The 19,562-nt window shown below is 56.4% G+C and carries 21 protein-coding genes; 8 read left to right on the top strand and 13 right to left on the bottom strand.

Annotation, left to right across the window (positions count from 1 at the left end; all coding sequences use genetic code 11):
- Nucleotide 1 precedes the first annotated feature (1 nt).
- The 3 genes from AC3WOK_RS02915 to AC3WOK_RS02905 are packed head-to-tail and all read left to right on the top strand — an operon-like array spanning nt 2 to nt 2,263.
- Nucleotides 2-817 carry an amino acid ABC transporter ATP-binding protein gene (locus AC3WOK_RS02915; protein ID WP_059312072.1) on the top strand — a complete coding sequence of 272 codons (816 nt, stop codon included), beginning with the start codon at nt 2-4 and terminating at the stop codon, nt 815-817.
- Nucleotides 817-1,593 (top strand): amino acid ABC transporter permease, encoded by a 777-nt coding sequence (locus AC3WOK_RS02910; protein WP_492353903.1) that lies wholly within the window; start codon nt 817-819, stop codon nt 1,591-1,593. The genes AC3WOK_RS02915 and AC3WOK_RS02910 overlap by 1 nt, the downstream gene beginning before the upstream one ends.
- Nucleotides 1,577-2,263, top strand: coding sequence for an amino acid ABC transporter permease (locus AC3WOK_RS02905; protein WP_492353902.1), 687 nt, complete (start codon nt 1,577-1,579; stop codon nt 2,261-2,263). Before AC3WOK_RS02910 ends, AC3WOK_RS02905 begins: the two co-directional genes overlap by 17 nt.
- Here the strand turns inward: AC3WOK_RS02905 and fumD are convergent.
- The 4 genes from fumD to AC3WOK_RS02885 form a co-directional block, all read right to left on the bottom strand.
- The gene (gene fumD / locus AC3WOK_RS02900; RefSeq protein WP_008500615.1) at nt 2,244-2,453 is read right to left on the bottom strand and encodes a fumarate hydratase FumD; all 210 of its coding nucleotides are present in this window, start codon (nt 2,451-2,453) and stop codon (nt 2,244-2,246) included. The two genes, AC3WOK_RS02905 and fumD, sit on opposite strands and share 20 nt — an antisense overlap.
- A 110-nt stretch (nt 2,454-2,563) precedes the next feature.
- Nucleotides 2,564-3,376, bottom strand: a complete 813-nt coding sequence (locus AC3WOK_RS02895) for a MetQ/NlpA family ABC transporter substrate-binding protein (RefSeq protein ID WP_008500616.1) — start codon at nt 3,374-3,376, stop codon at nt 2,564-2,566.
- A gap of 23 nt (nt 3,377-3,399) precedes the next feature.
- Nucleotides 3,400-4,068, bottom strand: coding sequence for a methionine ABC transporter permease (locus AC3WOK_RS02890; protein ID WP_047348818.1), 669 nt, complete (start codon nt 4,066-4,068; stop codon nt 3,400-3,402).
- On the bottom strand, nt 4,061-5,083 hold the full coding sequence (locus tag AC3WOK_RS02885) for a methionine ABC transporter ATP-binding protein (RefSeq protein WP_492353901.1): 1,023 nt from the start codon (nt 5,081-5,083) through the stop codon (nt 4,061-4,063). The genes AC3WOK_RS02890 and AC3WOK_RS02885 overlap by 8 nt, the downstream gene beginning before the upstream one ends.
- Before the next feature lie 400 nt (nt 5,084-5,483).
- Here AC3WOK_RS02885 and AC3WOK_RS02880 point away from each other — a divergent pair, with 400 nt between their 5' ends.
- The 5 genes from AC3WOK_RS02880 (at nt 5,484) to lpp (ending at nt 10,356) form a co-directional block, all read left to right on the top strand.
- A complete protein-coding gene (locus AC3WOK_RS02880) occupies nt 5,484-6,854 on the top strand; it encodes a pyridoxal-phosphate dependent enzyme (RefSeq protein ID WP_492353900.1) in 1,371 nt (456 codons plus the stop codon).
- A gap of 11 nt (nt 6,855-6,865) precedes the next feature.
- Complete coding sequence (locus AC3WOK_RS02875) at nt 6,866-8,011, top strand: trans-sulfuration enzyme family protein (protein WP_492354229.1); 1,146 nt, start codon at nt 6,866-6,868, stop codon at nt 8,009-8,011.
- A gap of 73 nt (nt 8,012-8,084) precedes the next feature.
- Nucleotides 8,085-8,381 (top strand): protein YnhH, encoded by a 297-nt coding sequence (gene ynhH, locus AC3WOK_RS02870; RefSeq protein WP_430748981.1) that lies wholly within the window; start codon nt 8,085-8,087, stop codon nt 8,379-8,381.
- Between the two features lie 7 nt (nt 8,382-8,388).
- Nucleotides 8,389-9,810 (top strand): pyruvate kinase PykF, encoded by a 1,422-nt coding sequence (gene pykF / locus AC3WOK_RS02865; RefSeq protein ID WP_047348822.1) that lies wholly within the window; start codon nt 8,389-8,391, stop codon nt 9,808-9,810.
- A 309-nt stretch (nt 9,811-10,119) separates the two neighbouring features.
- Nucleotides 10,120-10,356 carry a murein lipoprotein Lpp gene (gene lpp, locus AC3WOK_RS02860; RefSeq protein ID WP_010430241.1) on the top strand — a complete coding sequence of 79 codons (237 nt, stop codon included), beginning with the start codon at nt 10,120-10,122 and terminating at the stop codon, nt 10,354-10,356.
- Nucleotides 10,357-10,416: 60 nt separating this feature from the next.
- Here the strand turns inward: lpp and ldtE are convergent, their stop codons facing one another.
- The 9 genes from ldtE to AC3WOK_RS02815 all read right to left on the bottom strand — a co-directional run bounded on the left by ldtE (nt 10,417) and on the right by AC3WOK_RS02815 (nt 19,496).
- On the bottom strand, nt 10,417-11,430 hold the full coding sequence (gene ldtE / locus AC3WOK_RS02855; RefSeq protein WP_047348823.1) for a L,D-transpeptidase LdtE: 1,014 nt from the start codon (nt 11,428-11,430) through the stop codon (nt 10,417-10,419).
- 97 nt (nt 11,431-11,527) lie between these two features.
- The gene (gene sufE, locus AC3WOK_RS02850; RefSeq protein ID WP_063431180.1) at nt 11,528-11,944 is read right to left on the bottom strand and encodes a cysteine desulfuration protein SufE; all 417 of its coding nucleotides are present in this window, start codon (nt 11,942-11,944) and stop codon (nt 11,528-11,530) included.
- A 14-nt stretch (nt 11,945-11,958) separates the two neighbouring features.
- Nucleotides 11,959-13,179 carry a cysteine desulfurase SufS gene (gene sufS, locus AC3WOK_RS02845; protein WP_492353899.1) on the bottom strand — a complete coding sequence of 407 codons (1,221 nt, stop codon included), beginning with the start codon at nt 13,177-13,179 and terminating at the stop codon, nt 11,959-11,961.
- A complete protein-coding gene (sufD, locus tag AC3WOK_RS02840) occupies nt 13,176-14,447 on the bottom strand; it encodes a Fe-S cluster assembly protein SufD (protein WP_492353898.1) in 1,272 nt (423 codons plus the stop codon). Before sufD ends, sufS begins: the two co-directional genes overlap by 4 nt.
- Nucleotides 14,422-15,168, bottom strand: coding sequence for a Fe-S cluster assembly ATPase SufC (gene sufC / locus AC3WOK_RS02835; protein WP_059312082.1), 747 nt, complete (start codon nt 15,166-15,168; stop codon nt 14,422-14,424). The genes sufD and sufC overlap by 26 nt, the downstream gene beginning before the upstream one ends.
- A 9-nt stretch (nt 15,169-15,177) precedes the next feature.
- Entirely contained in the window at nt 15,178-16,668 is a 1,491-nt protein-coding gene (sufB, locus tag AC3WOK_RS02830; RefSeq protein WP_024909392.1) for a Fe-S cluster assembly protein SufB, read from the bottom strand.
- Nucleotides 16,669-16,676: 8 nt separating this feature from the next.
- Nucleotides 16,677-17,045, bottom strand: coding sequence for a Fe-S cluster assembly scaffold SufA (sufA, locus tag AC3WOK_RS02825; protein ID WP_492353897.1), 369 nt, complete (start codon nt 17,043-17,045; stop codon nt 16,677-16,679).
- 313 nt (nt 17,046-17,358) lie between these two features.
- Entirely contained in the window at nt 17,359-18,087 is a 729-nt protein-coding gene (locus tag AC3WOK_RS02820; RefSeq protein ID WP_492353896.1) for a MerR family transcriptional regulator, read from the bottom strand.
- Between the two features lie 188 nt (nt 18,088-18,275).
- The gene (locus tag AC3WOK_RS02815) at nt 18,276-19,496 is read right to left on the bottom strand and encodes a diguanylate phosphodiesterase (protein WP_492353895.1); all 1,221 of its coding nucleotides are present in this window, start codon (nt 19,494-19,496) and stop codon (nt 18,276-18,278) included.
- Nucleotides 19,497-19,562 lie beyond the last annotated feature (66 nt).

Here is a 19,562-nt window from a genome sequence, read left to right as displayed (position 1 = left end):
TATGCTCTCAGGTTTATTTTCACACTCCGCGGCCGGTGCCGCGGATTTTTCACATCTGGAACAGGCCAGCGTCGAGTTTCGTCATGTGGACAAACGCTACGGTGACCATCAGGTTTTAAACGACATTAACCTCACCATTACGCCCGGTGAAGTGGTGGCCATCCTCGGCCCTTCGGGCTCCGGTAAATCCACCCTGATTCGTCTGATCAACCAGCTTGAAACCCTGAGCGGCGGGGAGATTCTGGTCGACAACAAGCCTACCGGAAAGCTTTCCGGTACCGGGCTGCGCCAGCTGCGAAGCCGCGTGGGGTTTGTGTTCCAGCAGTTCAATCTTTACGCCCATCTTACCGCCAGCCAGAACATCACCCTGGCGCTGGAGCACGTTCACGGCTGGAAGCCGCAACCGGCCCGGGAGCGCGCGCTGGCCCTGCTGGAGAAGGTCGGGATGCTGGAAAAAGCCCACCATTTCCCGGCAGAACTTTCCGGTGGACAGCAGCAGCGCGTGGCGATTGCCCGCGCCCTAGCCTCTTCACCGCAGATAATCCTCTTTGATGAACCCACCTCCGCGCTGGATCCGGAGATGATTGGCGAAGTGCTGTTTGTGATGAAAGCCCTCGCCCACAGCGGGATCACGATGATTGTGGTGACCCATGAGATGCAGTTCGCCCGGGAAATTGCTGACCGGGTCGTCTTTATCGACGGGGGACAAATTCTGGAAGTTGCGCCGCCGGCGCAATTCTTCAGTCGGCCCGCGCATCCGCGCGCGCAGCGGTTCCTGCAAAAGGTGCTGAACCCGCTGCATCAGGAGCATCTGTAATGCCCGCGCTCGACTGGCAGGGGGTACTGACCGGACAGCCTCTGCAGTGGATCCTCTCCGGATTTCTCACCACCCTGTGGGTGACGCTTGCGGGGGTTATGCTGGCCAGCCTGCTCGCACTGCTCTTTATGCTCCTGCGCCTTGCCGGCGGACGCGTCGGGAACGCGGTCGTCAGCGGCTGGGTATCTTTGTTTCGCAATACCCCGCTGCTGGTCCAGCTGCTGTTCTGGTACTTTGCCGCCTGGAACGGACTGCCGCAGGCGTTTCGCGACGCGGTGAACGCGGATCACAGCTGGTCAATTCTGCCCGGCGACGTCTGGTGGTTTACGCCCGAGTTCCTCTGTTCGGCCTGGGGGTTGGGCGTTTTTACCTCGGCGTTTTTAATCGAAGAAGTGGAATCGGGATTGCGTTCTGTTCCGGCCGGGCAGCGCGAGGCGGCGCTCGCCCAGGGTTTCTCCGCGTGGCGCCTGTTCCGTTACATCCTTCTGCCGCAGGGGCTGGCCAACGCCTGGCAGCCCGTTGTGGGGCAGTATCTTAATCTGATGAAGCTCTCTTCGCTCGCCAGCGGGATTGGCTTCGCCGAGCTGACCTATCAGGTCAGGCAGATTGAAAGCTATAACGCGCACGCGCTGGAGGCATTTACCCTCGGCACCGCACTCTATCTCCTGACCGGTCTGGCGATGGGGATGGTGCTGGTGCGCATCGGACCTCAAGCGAAACGTAAGCACCCGATCGTCGTCACCTCAGGGAGTGAGAAACATGATTGCCGGACTTAATGTCATCACCGAGAACCTCGACTATCTGCTGTGGGGACGCGCGGCAGCCGGTGAACCGGGTGGCGTATTGCTCTCGTTGATGATGGCGGCTGGCGCAGCGGTCATCGCCCTGCCCGGTGGAGTCGCGCTCGCGTGTCTGTCCTGGCGCTATACCGGGTTCGTGCGAAAAACCCTCTTTTTATGGGCAGAGCTGATTCGCGGTATCCCGCTTATCTTCGTGATTTTCTGGATGTGGTATCTTCTGCCGCTCATCACCGGAGGCGACCTGCCGGGGGCGCTGACCGTCACGCTGGCCCTGGCCTGGTTTACGGCGGCAACCGTCATGCACTCGGTGCTGGCCGGGCTTAACGCGCTGCCGTCCGGGCAGTACGAGGCCGCGCTGTCGCAGGGATTCAGCACCCAGCAAACGTTGTGGCGCGTGCTGCTGCCGCAGGCGCTGAGGAATATTCTACCGTCGCTGGTGGGGATTTTTATCAGCCTGCTGAAGGATACGTCGCTGGCGTTTATCGTGAACGTTCCTGAACTGACCACGGTGGCGGGACAGGTCAACAACCGGGTGCAAATCTACCCGGCGGCCATTTTTATCTTTACGGGCGTGGTCTACTACCTGCTCTGCTGTTCGCTCGAGCAGCTTGCGAAGCGCTGGCGCATTACCCGGCCAGCGCTTTAACCACCGTTTCCATCGCTTCGGTTGTCAATTCACTGCGCTTAACGCGCTGGTTCGCCAGCGCGGTACGCAGCACCCCGGCAATGACAATATGCTTTGGCTCCTGCCCTAAATCACGCATCTCAAGCACGACCTTCCCGACCACCCGGCACATCTCCTGATACAGCGCTTCATCTTTGGTCACGTTACCCATCGTCATCACTCCATTGCCTTTTAAACGTTGAGCTTAAATGATTCTCCTGCCGGATACAAAAAAGAAGCCCGGCGAGTTCCTCGCCGGGCTTCATCTGTAAAATCAGCTAATTAGTTGTTTACTGGGATGACCGCGCCTTTGTACTTGGTGCGGATCCAGTCCTGAATCTCTTTGGAGTGCAGCACGTTCACCAGCGCGACGATGTCTTTCTTCTTCTCGTCACCGCGATGAACGGTAATGATGTTGGCGTACGGGTTGTTTTCACCGCTCTCTACCGCAATCGGGTCGTGAACCGGATCCAGACCGGCGTCAATCGCGTAGTTGGCGTTAATCACCACCGCATCGCCTTCGTTGTTGTTATACATCTGCGGCAGCAGAGACGCTTCAACGTTAGGCGTGAACTTCAACTTTTTCGGGTTCTCGACGATATCGCTGATGCGCGCGGTCACTTTGTCGATGCCCGGCTTCAGCTTGATCACGCCCTCTTTCTCGAAGATAGAGAGAATGCGCCCCTCTTCAGAAACGGCGTCACGCATGATGATCTTGCCGCCTTCCGGCAGGTCTTTCAGCGACTTGTATTTTTTGGAGTAGATGCCGATGGGCTCAATGTGGATCGCGCCCGCGCTGACAAAATCGTAGTCCTTATCGCCCGCGTGATCTTTCAGCACGCTGTTCAGGTAAGGAATGTGCTGGAAATAGTTCGCGTCGATGTCATGGCCCGCCAGCGCGGTATTGGGCAGAATGTAGTCCTGGAAAGGTTTGATCTCCAGGTCGATACCCTGCTTCGCCAGAATCGGCTTTGCCTGCTCCAGAATTTCGGCGTGCGGCGTGTTGGATGCGCCCACGGTCAGGGTGTCGGCCCAGGAGGCGAAGCTCAGGGCGCTCAGGGTTGCAGCGGCGATCAGTGTCAGTGTCTTTTTCATGATGTGGTTCCTGTGTGTATTTATTAGCGTTTATCTAACAGAGAAGTAATGGCGTCGCCGCAGAACTGGATAATGAAAACGATGATCAGAATGGTCACCGTTGCCACCAGCGTGACGTCACCATGGTTGCGCTGGAATCCTTCCAGATAAGCCAGATTTCCCAACCCGCCGGCGCCAATCACCCCCGCCATGGCGCTGTAGCTCACCAGCGCAATCAGCGTTACCGTAATACCTGATACCAGTGCAGGTGATGATTCCGGCAGTAAAACCCGAAACACTAACGTGCTCAGTCGCGCGCCCATCGAGCGCGTCGCTTCTATCACGCCTTTATCCACTTCACGCAGGGCGATCTCCACCAGGCGTGCGTAGAACGGTGCGGCGCCTACAATCAGCGCCGGCAGTGCCGCGTTGGCGCCAAGAATGGTGCCGACGACGGTCTTGGTGAACGGGATCAGCAGGACGATCAGAATGATGAACGGAATGGAGCGGAACACGTTCACCACAATCGAAATGACGCTATAGACCGTGCGGTTGTGGAACAATCCGCCGCGCGCGGTTAAAAACAGCGCCAGGCCCAGCACGATACCCAGCACAAAGGTCGCCACGCCGGACAGTGCGGTCATGTACAGCGTCTCCAGCGTCGCCGCCCAGAGCTGATCCCACTTGAGATGCGGAAAGAGATCTTCAGCCATGTTTAATCACCTCGCCTTCAATATCGCTTTGCTTCAGGTCGGCGAGGATATTGTTCAGTTGTTCATCGGATGCCACTACCTGTACCCAGAGCTGACCAAACACGCCGTGGGCGGTTTGCGTCATTTTCCCGTGCAGGATGTTAAACGGCAGGCCGTAGCGCAGGGTAAGCTCACCCACGATCGGTTGATGCGTGCTGTGACCGGTGAAGGTCAGCCTGATAACCGTCCCTTCCAGATCGTTTGCCAGCTCGGTGTTGAAGGTTTCCTCTTCGGCATACTGGCTCACCTGGCGGACAAACTGCTGCGTAATCGGCTGCTGCGGATGGGTAAAGACGCTCAGCACGTCCCCCTCTTCCACCACTTTACCGTTCTCCATCACAGCCACGCGGTCGCAGATTTTGCGCACCACGTGCATCTCGTGCGTGATCAGCACAATGGTCAGCTTGAAGCGTCGGTTAATGTCCAGCAGCAGATCGAGGATCTGATCGGTAGTCTGCGGGTCGAGCGCGGAGGTGGCCTCGTCGCAAAGCAGCACGTCAGGATTATTGGCCAGCGCGCGCGCAATGCCCACGCGCTGCTTTTGCCCGCCGCTCAGCTGTGACGGGTACGCATGCTCGCGGCCTTTCAGGCCGACAAGGTCGATAAGCTCGGCCACGCGGGCCTTAATGTCGGCTTTCGGTACGCCGGCAATTTGCATGGAGAACGCGATATTCTCACTCACCGTACGCGACCACAGCAGGTTGAAGTGCTGGAATACCATGCTGATCTTCAGACGCGCCTGGCGTAAGGCTTCGCCTTTAGCCGCGGAAATGTTCTGCCCGTTGATGGTTACGCTGCCGGTGCTGGGTTTTTCCAGGCCATTGAGTAGGCGAATAAGCGTACTTTTACCTGCCCCGCTGTAACCGATAATCCCGTAAATCTGCCCCTGTGCTATCGTCAAATTGACGTTATCAACGGCCGTGAGTGCCACCTTTCCGTTGTCAAAAACCTTCGAAATATTGCTCAGTACAATCATTCTTATTCGTTATCCGTGCCGCCCGCGGCGGTTTAGCAGTATGGATGTCCAAACGATAGTAAACAGCCGTTATCAGCTTTTAAATGAACAAAAAAGAATGTGTTATTACTTTGGGGAATAAACAGCGGATTTACCGGGTGGGAAGCATTTAGACCAATTTCAGCAATGATTATCTGTCAGATGCATATCTGCTGGCTGACACGCGCAAAAAACGGTCATTTTTGCAGCATTTTACACCTGTATAGCCATCCTCACATCCAGACAACTTTACGTCTTGCTGTCCTGACATCCAAAAACGTCATTTATATTCCTTTCTGTTCTAAAAGGCAGTGAATGGTTCTTTATTGCGAAAATTTCACCGCCCTATCATCCCGTCATGACATCCAGAAAGGAAAACATCATGACGATTTACCACTCCGTCACCGAACTGATTGGCCGTACCCCGCTTATCCAGCTGCACAAGCTTGATACCGGTCCCTGCTCGCTGTTTCTGAAGCTGGAAAACCAGAATCCCGGCGGCTCCATTAAGGATCGGGTGGCGTTGTCGATGATTAACGAAGCGGAGCGTACCGGCCAGCTGCAGCCGGGAGGCACGATTATTGAGGCAACGGCGGGCAATACCGGTCTCGGCCTGGCCCTGATCGCCGCCCAGAAAGGCTACTCGCTGATTCTGGTGGTGCCGGACAAAATGAGCCGCGAGAAAATTTTCCACCTGCGCGCGCTCGGTGCTCAGGTGGTGCTGACCCGCTCCGACGTCAATAAGGGCCATCCCGCCTATTACCAGGATTACGCCCAGCGTCTGGCCAATGAGCTGCCCGGCGCGTTTTACATTGACCAGTTTAATAACGAAGCCAATCCGCTGGCACACCGCACCACTACGGCACCGGAACTGTATGAGCAGCTTGACGGCAGGATCGACGCCATCGTGGTGGGGGTCGGCTCAGGCGGTACGCTGGGTGGCCTGCAGGCGTGGTTCGCCGAGCACTCTCAGCACACGGAGTTTATCCTCGCAGACCCGGCCGGATCAGTACTGGCCGACCAGGTGGAAACCGGGCGCTACCACGATGCAGGCTCATGGCTGGTTGAGGGGATCGGTGAAGACTTTATTCCTCCGCTGGCCCATATCGAAGGCGTGACTCTCGCCTGGCGCATCACCGATCGCGAAGCGTTCACCACCGCGCGCGATCTGCTGAAAACGGAAGGTATTCTGGCAGGCTCCTCCAGCGGCACGCTGCTGGCGGCCGCGCTGAAGTATTGCCAGGCGCAGACCACGCCGAAGCGCGTGGTGACCTTCGCCTGCGACAGCGGCAACAAATACCTTTCGAAAATGTTTAACGATGACTGGATGCGCCAGCAGGGGCTGATCGCGCGCCCTCAGGCAGGCGATCTCTCCGACTACATCGCCCTTCGTCACGATGAAGGCGCCACCGTCACCGCCGCCCCGGACGACACGCTTTCCACCGTCCTGGCGCGCATGCGTCTGTATGACATCTCCCAGCTGCCGGTGCTGGAGAACGGCAAGGTGGTGGGCATTATCGACGAATGGGATCTTCTGCGGCACATCGGCGGCGACGGCGATCGCTTCGCGCTTCCGGTGACGGCGGCCATGACGCGTCAGGTGGAATTTCTGGATAAACACGCCCCGGAAAGCGCCCTGAACGCCATCTTCGACCGCGGCCTGGTGGCCGTAATTAATGATAACGACCGCTTTCTGGGTCTGATTACGCGCAGCGACGTGCTGACCGCATGGCGCAACCGTCTACAGCAATAAAGGAATAGATGATGAAAAACCTGGCAACCCTGAGCGTCCACAGCGGCGAGTTCAACGACCAGCACGGTGCGGTGATGCCGCCAATTTACGCGACCTCGACGTTTGCGCAACCCTCTCCAGGGGAACATACCGGCTATGAATATTCGCGTAGCGGTAACCCCACCCGACATGCGCTGGAAACCGCCATCGCCGAACTGGAAGGCGGCATGCGCGGCTACGCTTTCGCCTCCGGCCTGGCGGCCATCTCCACGGTGCTCGAACTGCTGGATAAAGACAGCCACATCGTCGCCATTGATGACGTTTACGGCGGCACATACCGTCTGATCGAGAACGTGCGCAAGCGCAGCACCGGCCTGCAGGTCAGCTGGGTTAAACCGGACGACCTGGCCGGACTCGAGGCCGCCATTCGTCCGGATACGCGTATGGTCTGGGTCGAAACGCCAACTAACCCGCTGCTGAAGCTGGCGGATCTCGCAGCTATTGCGGCGATCGCCCGTCGTCATAACGTTATCAGCGTGGCGGATAACACCTTCGCGTCGCCGGTTATCCACCGTCCGCTGGAGTCGGGTTTCGATATCGTGGTGCACTCCGCCACCAAATACCTTAACGGCCACTCCGACGTTGTGGCCGGGCTGGCGGTGGTGGGAGATAACCCGGCGCTGGCGGACAAGCTCGGCTATCTGCAAAACGCGGTGGGCGGCGTTCTGGATCCGTTCAGCAGCTTCCTGACGCTGCGCGGTATCCGCACGCTTGCCCTGAGGGTCGAAAAGCACAGCACCAACGCGCTGGCGATTGCGCAATGGCTGGAGCAACATCCTCTGGTCGAAAAGGTTTTCTATCCCGGCCTGGAATCGCACCCGCAGTATCAGCTTGCCCGCACGCAGATGGCGCTGCCCGGTGGGATGATTTCCGTCGTGGTAAAAGGCGACGCGCAACGCGCAACAGAAGTGATCCGCAACCTGAAGCTGTTTACCCTCGCGGAAAGCCTGGGTGGCGTGGAAAGTCTTGTGAGCCAGCCTTACAGCATGACGCACGCCTCCATTCCGCTTGAGCAACGGCTGGCCAACGGCATTGTGCCGCAGCTGATCCGCCTGTCAGTGGGGATTGAAGATCCTAAAGACCTGATTGCCGACCTCAGCCAGGCGCTGCAAAAATAGGCAAAGCGCGGCAGGTCAATCACCTGCCGCCATAAGTTGTCATTATGGCTTAACGCCTTGATAACAATATTATGTGAAACTGCACAGATTATTTTTGAAACACCGTTTCCATTTTCCTTTTATCTTAAAATCAGCGTATAATGCGCGCCTAATCCCTGGTGAATGGTTTCAGCGCTTGGAATACACAAAACAACGTACAACTTCTCCTCTCCTTCGTTGGGCTGTCACTCAGGCACACTTTCTTCTGCACGCTCATTTGATGTCTCCTATCCTTAGTGCGTGTCATATACTCTTTTGCAACACAGGTTTGACTCCGCGGCGGTGCGCCCCCGGAGCGAGATTTCCATATCCTTCCCAACTTAAAGACTAAGACTGTCATGAAAAAGACGAAAATTGTTTGTACTATCGGCCCGAAAACCGAATCTGAAGAGATGCTGACCAAAATGCTGGACGCCGGCATGAACGTGATGCGTCTGAACTTCTCCCACGGTGACTATGCAGAACACGGTCAGCGTATCCAGAACTTGCGCAACGTAATGAGCAAGACCGGTAAAAAAGCCGCCATCCTGCTGGATACCAAAGGTCCAGAAATCCGTACCATCAAGCTGGAAGGCGGTAACGACGTCTCTCTGAAAGCGGGCCAGACCTTCACCTTCACCACCGACAAATCCGTGGTCGGTAACAATGAAATCGTTGCAGTGACCTATGAAGGCTTCACCAGCGACCTGTCCGTCGGGAACACCGTGCTGGTAGACGATGGTCTGATCGGTATGGAAGTTACTGCTATCGAAGGTAACAAGGTTATCTGTAAAGTGCTGAACAACGGCGACCTGGGCGAGAACAAAGGCGTTAACCTGCCGGGCGTCTCCATCGCGCTGCCAGCCCTGGCTGAAAAAGACAAGCAAGACCTGATCTTCGGTTGCGAGCAAGGCGTTGACTTCGTTGCCGCTTCCTTCATCCGTAAGCGTTCCGACGTGGTTGAAATCCGTGAGCACCTGAAAGCGCACGGCGGCGAGAAGATCCAGATCATCTCCAAAATTGAAAACCAGGAAGGCCTGAACAACTTCGACGAAATCCTCGAAGCGTCTGACGGCATCATGGTTGCCCGTGGCGACCTGGGCGTTGAAATCCCGGTTGAAGAAGTAATCTTCGCGCAGAAGATGATGATCGAGAAATGCGTTCGCGCGCGTAAAGTGGTTATCACCGCCACGCAGATGCTGGACTCCATGATCAAAAACCCACGCCCAACCCGCGCTGAAGCAGGCGACGTGGCAAACGCCATCCTCGACGGTACCGATGCCGTTATGCTGTCCGGCGAATCCGCGAAAGGTAAATATCCGCTGGAAGCGGTGTCCATCATGGCCACCATCTGCGAACGTACCGACCGCGTGATGAAGAGCCGTCTGGACTACAACAACGACAGCCGCAAGCTGCGCATCACCGAAGCGGTCTGCCGCGGTGCAGTAGAAACCGCTGAGAAGCTGGAAGCGCCGCTGATCGTGGTTGCCACTCAGGGCGGTAAATCTGCTCGCGCCGTGCGCAAATACTTCCCGGATGCGACCATCCTGGCGCTGACCACCAATGAAACCACTGCCCGTCAGCTGGTGCTGAGCAAAGGCGTGATCCCACACCTGGTGAAAGAGATCGCCTCTACCGATGATTTCTATCGTCTGGGTAAAGAAGTGGCTCTGGAGCTGGTTGATCGCGGTCTGGCACAGAAAGGCGACGTTGTGGTCATGGTTTCTGGCGCGCTGGTCCCAAGCGGAACCACCAATACCGCATCTGTTCACGTGCTGTAATAATTCCCGAACGAATTAATTTTGATAAAAAGCGCCCGCCGGGCGCTTTTTTTATTTCTGGCATTAGCCAAAGTCATTCAAAATGCAAATCGGGTTTTTCTATTTAATTGCGAATTATCTAAGATGAATCCGATGATAAATGCCTTTTTTTCCTTAGATTTTTGCCCGAAAAGGGCTGATTCGATGCTTCTTTGAGCGAACGATCAAAAATAGGTGTATTCCCATCAAAAAAATATTCTCAACCCAAAAAACTTTGTGTAATACTTGTAACGCTACATGGAGATTAACTCAATCTAGAGGGTATTAATAATGAATCGTACTAAACTGGTACTGGGCGCGGTAATCCTGGGTTCTACTCTGCTGGCTGGTTGCTCCAGCAACGCTAAAATCGATCAGCTGTCTTCTGACGTTCAGACTCTGAACGCTAAAGTTGACCAGCTGAGCAACGACGTGAACGCAATCCGTTCCGACGTTCAGGCTGCTAAAGACGACGCAGCTCGCGCTAACCAGCGTCTGGACAACCAGGCTACTAAATACCGTAAGTAATAGTACCTGTTAATAAAATGGCGCACATTGTGCGCCATTTTTTTTGCCTGCGTCAAACGGCTACTGCGTCACCTTCTCCCCTTCATCTTCCGCTACCGCAGCGGACACCCGACTGTTCTGCACGGACAACACGTTATTACTGGCTGACGGGCCGCTACCTGACGACACGACAACCGGTATCCCGGCGCGGCGTGACAGGGCTTTATCAATAAGCGCCTTATCGCTTCCCGCCTGAGAAACAAAGGTCGCAAAGTCTGCGGAATGGGTAATTGGCGAGACCTGTGGGTTTTCGCCTTCTGCCTGCGCCAGCGGACGGTGGACTTCAATATAGCGTTTACCGTCCGGCTCAACGGAGAACTTCACCGGTTCATTGATAATCTGAACCCGCGTGCCCACCCGCACCTGTTCGAACAGGGCTTTAATGTCTGGGGCATTCATCCGCATACAGCCAGAACTGACCCGCAGACCGACGCTGTCCGGCGCGCTGGTGCCGTGGATCAGATATTCCCCATTGCCCACGCCTAAACGCAGTGCGAAGCGTCCCAGAGGGTTATTGGGCCCGGCAGGGACCACCGGAGGCAGCTTAATTCCCTGCTCCAGAGAGCGTGCTCTGATGCCCGCTGTGGGTGTCCAGGTGGGATTAGGGATTTTCTGGCTCACGCGCGTGGTCGTGACCGGCGTTTCCAGCCCCAGCTGTCCGATGCCGAGCGGGAAAACCTGAACAATGTTTTCTCCCGGCGGGAAGTAGTAGAGCCGAAGCTCAGCGAGGTTAACGACAATGCCCTCGCGCGGCGTGTCCGGCAGCAGCATCTGCGACGGGATGGTAATAACGGTTCCCGGAGCAGGGTTGACCGGCGCGATGGTATTGTTTGTTTCCAGGATCACCTGCGCCGCGGTATTAAACCGGCGGGCGATGGTCTGCAGCTTATTATCCCCTTCCTGTATCGTGTAGGTTTGATTTTGCCCAATCAGACGACTGCCTGCGGGCGGCAATGGATAGTCCATCGCGCGGGCCGAATTAAGGGCGCCGAGCGAACTGAGAAGTAATAGAGTTATTAGAGACGCGCGCTTCATGCTGAGATTCCTTATTCACCGGCAGGATGCCAGAAAGCTGAAAAACCAGCGAGGCGGGAACCACCTCGCGAAACAGAATGAATGCTGTTCTGTAAGTCTAGCTAAGGATTGCAGCTTTGGCGCGGATGGCGCGAATCATCGCTTCCAGTCCCTGAGAGCGGGACGGGGTGAGGTGCTGGGTCAGGGCCATTTTTTCAAACCACGGGCGGACGTCGAACGCGACAATATCCTGCGCCGACATCCGGTGATAAAGAATAAAGACGACCGCAATAAGCCCTTTGACAATGGCAGCATCGCTGTCGCCGTGTAATTCGACAGTGCCGTCATCAGACTGCTCCATCACAATCCACACCTGGCTCTGACAGCCCTGAATAATGTTTTCCGGGCTATGCGCCTCTTCGCCGAGCGGCGGTAAGCGCTGTCCCAGCTCAATGATATAGAGATACTTCTCTTCCCAGTTTGCGCAACGCGAGAAGTTACGCAGTAATTTATCTTTGTCCGGCAGCTCTGCCATCTTTCGCCTCTCCGTTAGCCCAGCAGCTGGTGAATGCGTTTTAGCCCCGCCACCAGCCTGTCGACCTCTTCCGTTGTGTTGTACATCACCAGCGATGCGCGGCACATTGCCGGTACCTGGTAAAACGTCATCAGCGGCATGGCGCAGTGGTGCCCGGTACGGACCGCTACGCCGTAGTTATCGAGGAAACTGCCCACGTCATAGGCGTGGTGTTTTCCGAGATTAAACGCGATCACCCCTTGCCGGTCGGCAGGTCCGTAGAGGGTAAGATCCGGTACGCTGGCAAGCTGGGCAAGCGCATAGTGCATCAGCAGCTGTTCATACTCCTGAATGGCATCAAGGCCAATCGCAGAAACGTAGGAAACCGCCGCCCCCAGCCCGATAATGCCCCCGGTGTTGGGCGTGCCCGCCTCAAAGCGCCACGGCGCGCGGGCGTAAGTGGTCCCTTCTGAGAGGCTAACGGTGGCGATCATCGACCCGCCCCCTTCCCACGGCGGCATCGCCTGCAGGATGTCTTCTTTCACGTACAGCACGCCAATCCCTGTCGGGCCATAGAGCTTGTGTCCCGAGAAGACGTAGAAATCGCAATCCAGCGCCTGGACGTCCACCGCGTGGTGCATCACCGCCTGGGCACCGTCAATCAGCACCTTCGCGCCCGCCTGATGGGCCTTTTCGACGATCTCTGCGACCGGGTTTTCGGTTCCCAGCACGTTGGAGACCTGGGTAACCGCCACCAGCCGCGTTTTATCGTCAAGCAGTGCGTCTAGCTGCTCGAGCTGGAGCGTCCCGTCGACGTTCAGCGGGATCACCCGAAGCTGCGCGCCAGCGCGCTCGCAGAGCATCTGCCACGGTACAATATTGGCGTGGTGCTCCATCTGGGTGATGATAATGTTATCCCCCGTGTGGACCTGCGCGTTGCCCCAGCTGTTGGCGACAAGGTTGATCCCTTCGGTGGTTCCGCGCACGAAGACCAGCTCTTCAGGCGAACGTGCATTGAGGAAGGCGGCCAGTTGCGTACGCACGTTTTCCATACGCTGGGTCGCCTCGGCGCTCAGGGTATGGATACCGCGATGTACGGCGGCATAGCCGTGGCGATAGAACTCAGCTTCCGCATCCACCACCTGATTCGGCTTCTGCGCGCTGGCCGCGCTGTCCAGATAGGCCAGAGGAAGACCGTTTACTTCACGGGTCAGAACCGGGAAATCTGCCCGTACTTTCTCGACGGGAAAACTCATGCTGCGCCTCCAGGCAGACGCTGGCCAATACGCTCCAGCACCTGCTGTTTTAACTGACCATCCAGCAGCGCTTCCGTCAGTTCAGCGGCAAACGCATAGATAATCATTTTCTGCGCCGCCTGCTGGTCAATACCGCGGGAACGCAGGTAAAACATCTGCTCGTCATCGATTCGTCCGACCGTCGCGCCGTGGCTGCATTTCACGTCGTCGGCGTAGATCTCCAGCTGCGGCTTGGTGTCTACCTCCGCCAGGCGGCCTAACAGCAGATTATTGTTGGTCATCTGCCCGTCGGTTTTGATGGCGTGCTTCGCCACGTTAATCAGGCCGTTAAACACCGCGCGCCCTTTATCACTCACGATGGTTTTGTGCAGCTGGCGGCTGTTGCAGTAGCCTTTGTTGTGCTCCAGCCAGGTGCGCGTATCGCAGACCTCTGATTTAACCGGCATCGCCAGGCTGTTGATGCGCAGCGTGGTGTTTTCACCGTTGAGCTGCGTGCTGGTGTTGTGGCGCAGCACCGCCCCGCCGAGCAGGAAGCTGTGGCTGTATGCCGCCGCATCCTGGCCCAGCACGATATCGTTATGGGCAAAGTGATGGCTCTGCGCATTCTCAAACGCCAGCTTGACGTGGTGAAGCTGCGCGTTAGCGGCGACGTTCATCGTCAGGCGCGACCCGGTAAAGTGGCGGGCGTCGTTGAGGCTGACGTAGTGCTCGATTACCGTGGCCTCCGCCCCCTCCGCCAGCTCAAGATGGTGGCGATAGTGCGCGGTGTTGATTTCGTCCCCGTCCAGCCCCTGGGTGATGTGCATCAGCAGCAGCGGTTTTGCCGGGCGCTGGTTACGCTTCACGCGGATATGCGTCACGCCGCGGGCCAGGCTCTCGGTCAGGTGCAGGAACACCTCAGGCTGAACCGGAGCGCTCAGGCGCTGGCGGTCGTCGTTAATCTCAACCTCAAATCCACTCTCATCGAGCGTGTCGCTCAGCTCGGGGCGGAACTGACCGTCGACGAATACCAGGCGCAGGGCATCGACATTCAGCGCCAGCGCGTCGCGCTGCGCCGGGGCGATTTCCGCCAGGCGGGTCACAAACTCGGCGTTCAGCAGGCCATCAAGCGGGGTGTATTTCCAGTTCTCATGCTTGCGCGTCGGCAACCCGAGTCGCAGCATTTGCTGCAGATGCTGCTGCGCCTGCTCGGAGCGCGTGCCCCCCTGGGCTTCAAACAGCCGGTGCCACTGCTGGAGCGCATTACTGCTGTTCGGTAAGCCAGCCATAACCCTGCTCCTCCAGTTGTTTAACCAGCGTGAAATCACCGGATTTCACAATACGCCCCTGGTAAAGCACGTGAACGTAATCCGGCTTGATGTAGTCCAGAATGCGCTGGTAGTGGGTGACGATAATAAACGAGCGCTTGCCGTCGCGCAGGGAGTTCACCCCGTCAGCAACGATCTTCAGGGCGTCGATATCCAGACCAGAGTCGGTCTCATCCAGTATGCACAGCTCGGGCTCCAGAACCGCCATCTGCAGGATGTCGTTACGCTTTTTCTCGCCGCCGGAAAAGCCGACGTTGACCGAGCGGGTCAGCAGATCTTCCGGCATTTTCAGCAGCTTGATTTTCTCTTCCATCAGGTCCTGGAAGTCGAAGCGGTCCAGCGCCTCCAGGCCGCGATACTTGCGTACCGCATTCAGCGCCGTCTGGAGGAAGAACTGGTTGCTGACGCCCGGAATTTCTACCGGATACTGGAAGGCCATAAAGATGCCTTCTCCCGCGCGATCTTCCGGCGACATCTCCAGCAGGTTTTTCCCGTGAAACTCGACCGAGCCGTGGGTCACCTCATAATCTTCGCGGCCCGCCAGCGTCGCAGAAAGCGTACTTTTCCCGGAACCGTTCGGCCCCATGATGGCGTGAACTTCACCCGGCTTAACGTCAAAATTGAGGCCACGCAGGATCGCTTTGTCTTCTACGCTAACCTGTAAATCTTTAATGCTTAACATGTGCTTTCCTTAACCGACGCTGTGTTCAAGACTAATGGCGAGGAGTTTTTGGGCTTCAACGGCAAATTCCAGCGGCAGTTCAGAGAACACGTCCTTACAGAAGCCGTTAACGATCATCGAGATGGCATCTTCTTCGCTGATCCCGCGCTGCAGGCAGTAGAAGAGCTGATCTTCCCCAATCCGCGACGTCGTCGCCTCATGTTCAAGCTGGGCGGTGTTGTTTCGACACTCAACGTACGGGAAGGTGTGCGCGCCGCAGTCTGCGCCAATCAGCATTGAGTCACACTGGGTAAAGTTTCGCGCGTTGGTGGCCGTCGGCATGATTTTCACCAGCCCGCGATAGCTGTTCTGGCTGTGCCCGGCAGAGATGCCTTTCGAGATGATGGTCGATTTGGTGTTTTTACCAATGTGGATCATCTTGGTGCCGGTATCCGCCTGCTGATGGCCGCTGGTGAGCGCCACCGAGTAGAACTCACCGATGGAGTTATCCCCACGCAGAATGCAGCTCGGGTATTTCCAGGTGATGGCAGAGCCGGTTTCTGACTGGGTCCACGACATCTTGCTGTTTTCACCTTCGCACAGCGCGCGCTTGGTGACGAAGTTCAGGATGCCTCCGGTATTGCCGTCGCCGGGGAACCAGTTTTGCACCGTCGAGTACTTCACCTCGGCATCTTTATGGATGATGACCTCCACCACCGCCGCGTGCAGCTGATAGCTGTCGCGCACCGGGGCGGAACACCCTTCGATGTAGCTAACGTAGCTGCCTTCGTCCGCCACCAGAATCGTGCGCTCGAACTGACCGGTTTTTTCCGCATTGATGCGGAAATAGGTCGAGAGCTCCATCGGGCAACGTACCCCTTTCGGCACGTAGATAAAGGTGCCGTCTGAGGCCACCGCCGCGTTGAGCGCCGCAAAGAAGTTGTCGTTAGAGGGCACCACGGTCCCGATGTATTTTTTCACCAGTTCCGGATGATCGTGAATGGCTTCGCCGAAGGAGCAGAAAATGATCCCCTGCTCGGCCAGCTTTTCGCGGTAGGTGGTCGCCACCGAGACGGAGTCAAAAATGGCGTCCACCGCCACCTCTTTCCCCTCACGCACCGGCACGCCCAGCTGGTTAAAGGCCTCTTCCACCTCTTTGCTGAGGAAGCTGTTTTCCGCGCCGGTTTGCTGCACCGCGCCGGGCTGCGAGGCGCAGGTGTCATCACAGCTGCCGCAGGAGGGCGCGGAGTAGTAGCTGTAGTCCTGATAGTTCAGCTTGTCATAATGCGCTTTCAGCCAGTGTGGCTCTTCCATCTCCAGCCAGGCGCGGAAGGCGCTCAGGCGAAACTCCAGCATCCACTCGGGTTCATTTCGTTTCGCCGAGATCGCCCGAACGACATCTTCGTTGATGCCTTTCGCCAGCTCGTCCGTCTGCAGCTGGGTGAAGAACCCCTCTTTATAGTTGAGGTGCCCACCGCTCCAGGTATTTACTTCACTCGTTGCTTCAGTATTACGAGACATAGTACCGCCTATACCCCAAAGCTTTCGCCGCAGCCGCATTCGCTCTGGGCTTTCGGGTTATGAAATTTGAATAACTGGTTTAAGCCTTCGCGGACGTAGTCCACTTCGGTGCCGTCGATAAACGGCATGGCCTGCAGCGCGACGTACAATTTTGCGCCGTCCGTTTCGAATACCAGGTCATCCTTCTCGGGTTCGATGACGGTGTCGAGCACGTAACCGAAGCCTGCGCAACCGGTCTGTTTGACACCTAAACGCACGCCGAGGATCTCGGGCTTTTTCGCCACCAGCTCGTGAATATGCGCCGCCGCCGCCGGCGTGAGTGTTAAGCCGCGCCAGGCAAAATCGGCAGGATTAAAGGTTTCTGAATGCAGTTCCATAGGTCCACCTCATCTGATAAGCCATCAGGGCATAACACCATGTTAGTGATAACGATTATCACTTCAACCCTCTGACAGCAGGGGCATTCGGCTAAACCGCCCTTTTTGGCTACTTTTATTAAGCATAGACCCTGTAGGAAGATGCAGGCAGGATGGATTTATTTGTTCAATATATTGATTAATAATGCATTTCGTCACGGCATTTATGACGGAGAGGAGAAAAATAAAATATGCATCGGAAATGCCTATTTTTGAGATAGCTTTAGTGAGGAACGGGACAAAAACAAAAAAAGGCCCTCAAGGCCTCTCACGATCAGTGATGAAATGAGACAGCAAAGCCCTGCTCACGCCAGTGGTCTAGCTGTTCCTGCTGGCGAGGCGTTGGCGATTTTCCCGTCCAGACGAAGATTTTTTGCCCGGGGAAAAGCTCGGGACGCGGTGAGTCAATCGGTTCAGCCAGCACGTCAATATGCCAGCCCTTCTGCGATAAGCGCGCGGCCTCGAGCCAAAGATGGGTACGGTCATCGCATTCCCAGCCAATAAGGAGAGCGTCCTGACCGGCTTTCTTGCGGGATTCCGCCAGACTCGCAATCGCGAATTCGATCAGCACGCCGTCAAACAGGCTCGCCATGTGACGCACGGTGTTTTGATCCTGATTCATTCGCTGACGGACAGGAGAGATAATATTGTCAATCAGCGGATCCATCGCGTGATCGCGGCGGAACTCGCCTATTTTGGCGCGCAGCTTTGCCGGGCTGGCGTAGCGCAAAACGGTCATCATCTCTTCCTGGAACGAGACCCAGTTGCCCTGCGTCAACACTTCCTTGTTTTCCAGCAAGGCTTTCACTTTTCCGACCGAAACGCCGCTTTTCATCAGGCGTTTGATCTCTTCAATGCGCAGGATATCTTCATCGTCGAACTGACGATGACCCCCTTCGCTGCGCTGCGGCTTCAACAATCCATAACGGCGCTGCCAGGCACGCAGCGTAACGGGGTTGATACCGCATCGTTCGGCCACTTCGCCGATACTGTAATAGGCCATTAACTCCCTCACGCTCAGAACTTCCATACCTAACTGCACCAACCTTATCAGATTGTACACACCATTTGTATAACTAAGACCGCATTTTGCTCAGGTGAATGAGCTGCTTCTCCCCCTCACCTGTTAATACATTGTTGTATAAAATTTGCAGTTCGTACAGTTAACTCTGCCCGATGTGTACAGCTTTATCAGAAATCTAATTTCTTCTCTGGCCACGCAATAGCCGGAATACCGCCGTGTCGGGGGCTGGCAAAAAGATGTCCCTGGAACTGGGAAATTCCCGCGGACTCCAGCCACATCCACTCTTCTGCCTTCTCAACGCCCACCGCGCAGAACTGGATCTCGAGCGAGGAACAGCATTTGATAATCGCCTGAATGATGGCCTGTCGGGGGCCGCTTTTGTGCACGTTAGCGACCAGATCGCGATTAATCTTAATTCTGTCCGGCTGGAACTGAGCCAGCAGCTGAAGCCCCGCAAATCCGGCGCCAAAGTGATCGATCGTCACGCTGAGGCCCGCACTTTTGAGCTGCCTGACCGAATCGGTGAATTCATCAAAACGGGAAATGGCTTCGCTTTCGGTAAACTCCACCACAATTTGCTCGGGCACAAACCCGTTTGCTTCAATTGCGGTGAGCAGGAAATCCACGGCATTGGGAATGTTAACCAGCGTCATGGGCAGCAGGTTAAGGGATAACGTCTGGTCCTGTAACCCCAGCGCGCTGGCCATGGAAAGCGCTACCTGCTTGCTCTGCAAATCAGATGCATATACCTCGTCACGCGGGCGGTTAGCGAAATAGACGCCAGGCGAGCCGCCGTCAGGGGTGCGGATAAGCGCCTCCCAGGAGACCACCTGCTGCATAAACGGATCGACAATCGGCTGGAACGCAAAGCTGCAGTCCGCTCCTTTCGCGACCACCTCAGGCTGTGCGGACAAACGCGTTTCTTCGGGAACGAAATCCCATGAATCCGCCGGCGGCAGTTCAAAATAGTTTGCTTTTTCAGTGGCTTCGACAAAGGTACGGAAAAACTGCAGCGGACGGTCGTTATACGTCAGCTGGTAACGCGTCGTTCCTTTGTTTAGCACCTGCTGCAGCACCTCATCCCTGTCGAAGTGGCGCAAATCAAAAAGCTCCATCCCCACCTTGCCAAAGCGCCGGACAGGCCCGTGGTCGCGCATCAGCTCCACCACGTTATGGTGGCGCGGGTCATTACAGATCTGCTCATAGATTGCCGTTACGTGCTCCACTGGCCCTTCAAGCAGCTGGAAAAAATGCGTGCCGTTAAACAGCAGGATCCCCGTCACATTGGATTGCCGGTTTTTACTATTGGCAGCAGCGACCATTGCTTCCAGCGCTTTCACTGGAACGTCCTCGCAGATATGACTGCGGTAAATGATGGTTGTGAGCATGCTATTCCTGGGGGTTAGGGTTTTGGCCACGAAAACGGTGGATAAGGATCATTTATAGCACATTAA

The sequence above is a fragment of the Enterobacter sp. FW301-JW81 genome (assembly GCF_058788735.1).
Note: the sequence above shows the minus strand (reverse complement) of the source record. Positions and strands in the feature narration are given on the sequence as shown.

Excerpts from the sequence above, each read along its gene's own strand:
- AC3WOK_RS02915 (WP_059312072.1), top strand. The coding sequence starts at position 2 with ATGCTCTCAGGTTTATTTTCACACTCCGCGGCCGGTGCCGCGGATTTT.
- AC3WOK_RS02910 (WP_492353903.1), top strand. The coding sequence starts at position 817 with ATGCCCGCGCTCGACTGGCAGGGGGTACTGACCGGACAGCCTCTGCAG.
- AC3WOK_RS02905 (WP_492353902.1), top strand. The coding sequence starts at position 1,577 with ATGATTGCCGGACTTAATGTCATCACCGAGAACCTCGACTATCTGCTG.
- fumD (WP_008500615.1), bottom strand. The coding sequence starts at position 2,453 with ATGGGTAACGTGACCAAAGATGAAGCGCTGTATCAGGAGATGTGCCGG.
- AC3WOK_RS02895 (WP_008500616.1), bottom strand. The coding sequence starts at position 3,376 with ATGAAAAAGACACTGACACTGATCGCCGCTGCAACCCTGAGCGCCCTG.
- AC3WOK_RS02890 (WP_047348818.1), bottom strand. The coding sequence starts at position 4,068 with ATGGCTGAAGATCTCTTTCCGCATCTCAAGTGGGATCAGCTCTGGGCG.
- AC3WOK_RS02885 (WP_492353901.1), bottom strand. The coding sequence starts at position 5,083 with ATGATTGTACTGAGCAATATTTCGAAGGTTTTTGACAACGGAAAGGTG.
- AC3WOK_RS02880 (WP_492353900.1), top strand. The coding sequence starts at position 5,484 with ATGACGATTTACCACTCCGTCACCGAACTGATTGGCCGTACCCCGCTT.
- AC3WOK_RS02875 (WP_492354229.1), top strand. The coding sequence starts at position 6,866 with ATGAAAAACCTGGCAACCCTGAGCGTCCACAGCGGCGAGTTCAACGAC.
- pykF (WP_047348822.1), top strand. The coding sequence starts at position 8,389 with ATGAAAAAGACGAAAATTGTTTGTACTATCGGCCCGAAAACCGAATCT.
- lpp (WP_010430241.1), top strand. The coding sequence starts at position 10,120 with ATGAATCGTACTAAACTGGTACTGGGCGCGGTAATCCTGGGTTCTACT.
- ldtE (WP_047348823.1), bottom strand. The coding sequence starts at position 11,430 with ATGAAGCGCGCGTCTCTAATAACTCTATTACTTCTCAGTTCGCTCGGC.
- sufE (WP_063431180.1), bottom strand. The coding sequence starts at position 11,944 with ATGGCAGAGCTGCCGGACAAAGATAAATTACTGCGTAACTTCTCGCGT.
- sufS (WP_492353899.1), bottom strand. The coding sequence starts at position 13,179 with ATGAGTTTTCCCGTCGAGAAAGTACGGGCAGATTTCCCGGTTCTGACC.
- sufD (WP_492353898.1), bottom strand. The coding sequence starts at position 14,447 with ATGGCTGGCTTACCGAACAGCAGTAATGCGCTCCAGCAGTGGCACCGG.
- sufC (WP_059312082.1), bottom strand. The coding sequence starts at position 15,168 with ATGTTAAGCATTAAAGATTTACAGGTTAGCGTAGAAGACAAAGCGATC.
- sufB (WP_024909392.1), bottom strand. The coding sequence starts at position 16,668 with ATGTCTCGTAATACTGAAGCAACGAGTGAAGTAAATACCTGGAGCGGT.
- sufA (WP_492353897.1), bottom strand. The coding sequence starts at position 17,045 with ATGGAACTGCATTCAGAAACCTTTAATCCTGCCGATTTTGCCTGGCGC.
- AC3WOK_RS02820 (WP_492353896.1), bottom strand. The coding sequence starts at position 18,087 with ATGGCCTATTACAGTATCGGCGAAGTGGCCGAACGATGCGGTATCAAC.
- AC3WOK_RS02815 (WP_492353895.1), bottom strand. The coding sequence starts at position 19,496 with ATGCTCACAACCATCATTTACCGCAGTCATATCTGCGAGGACGTTCCA.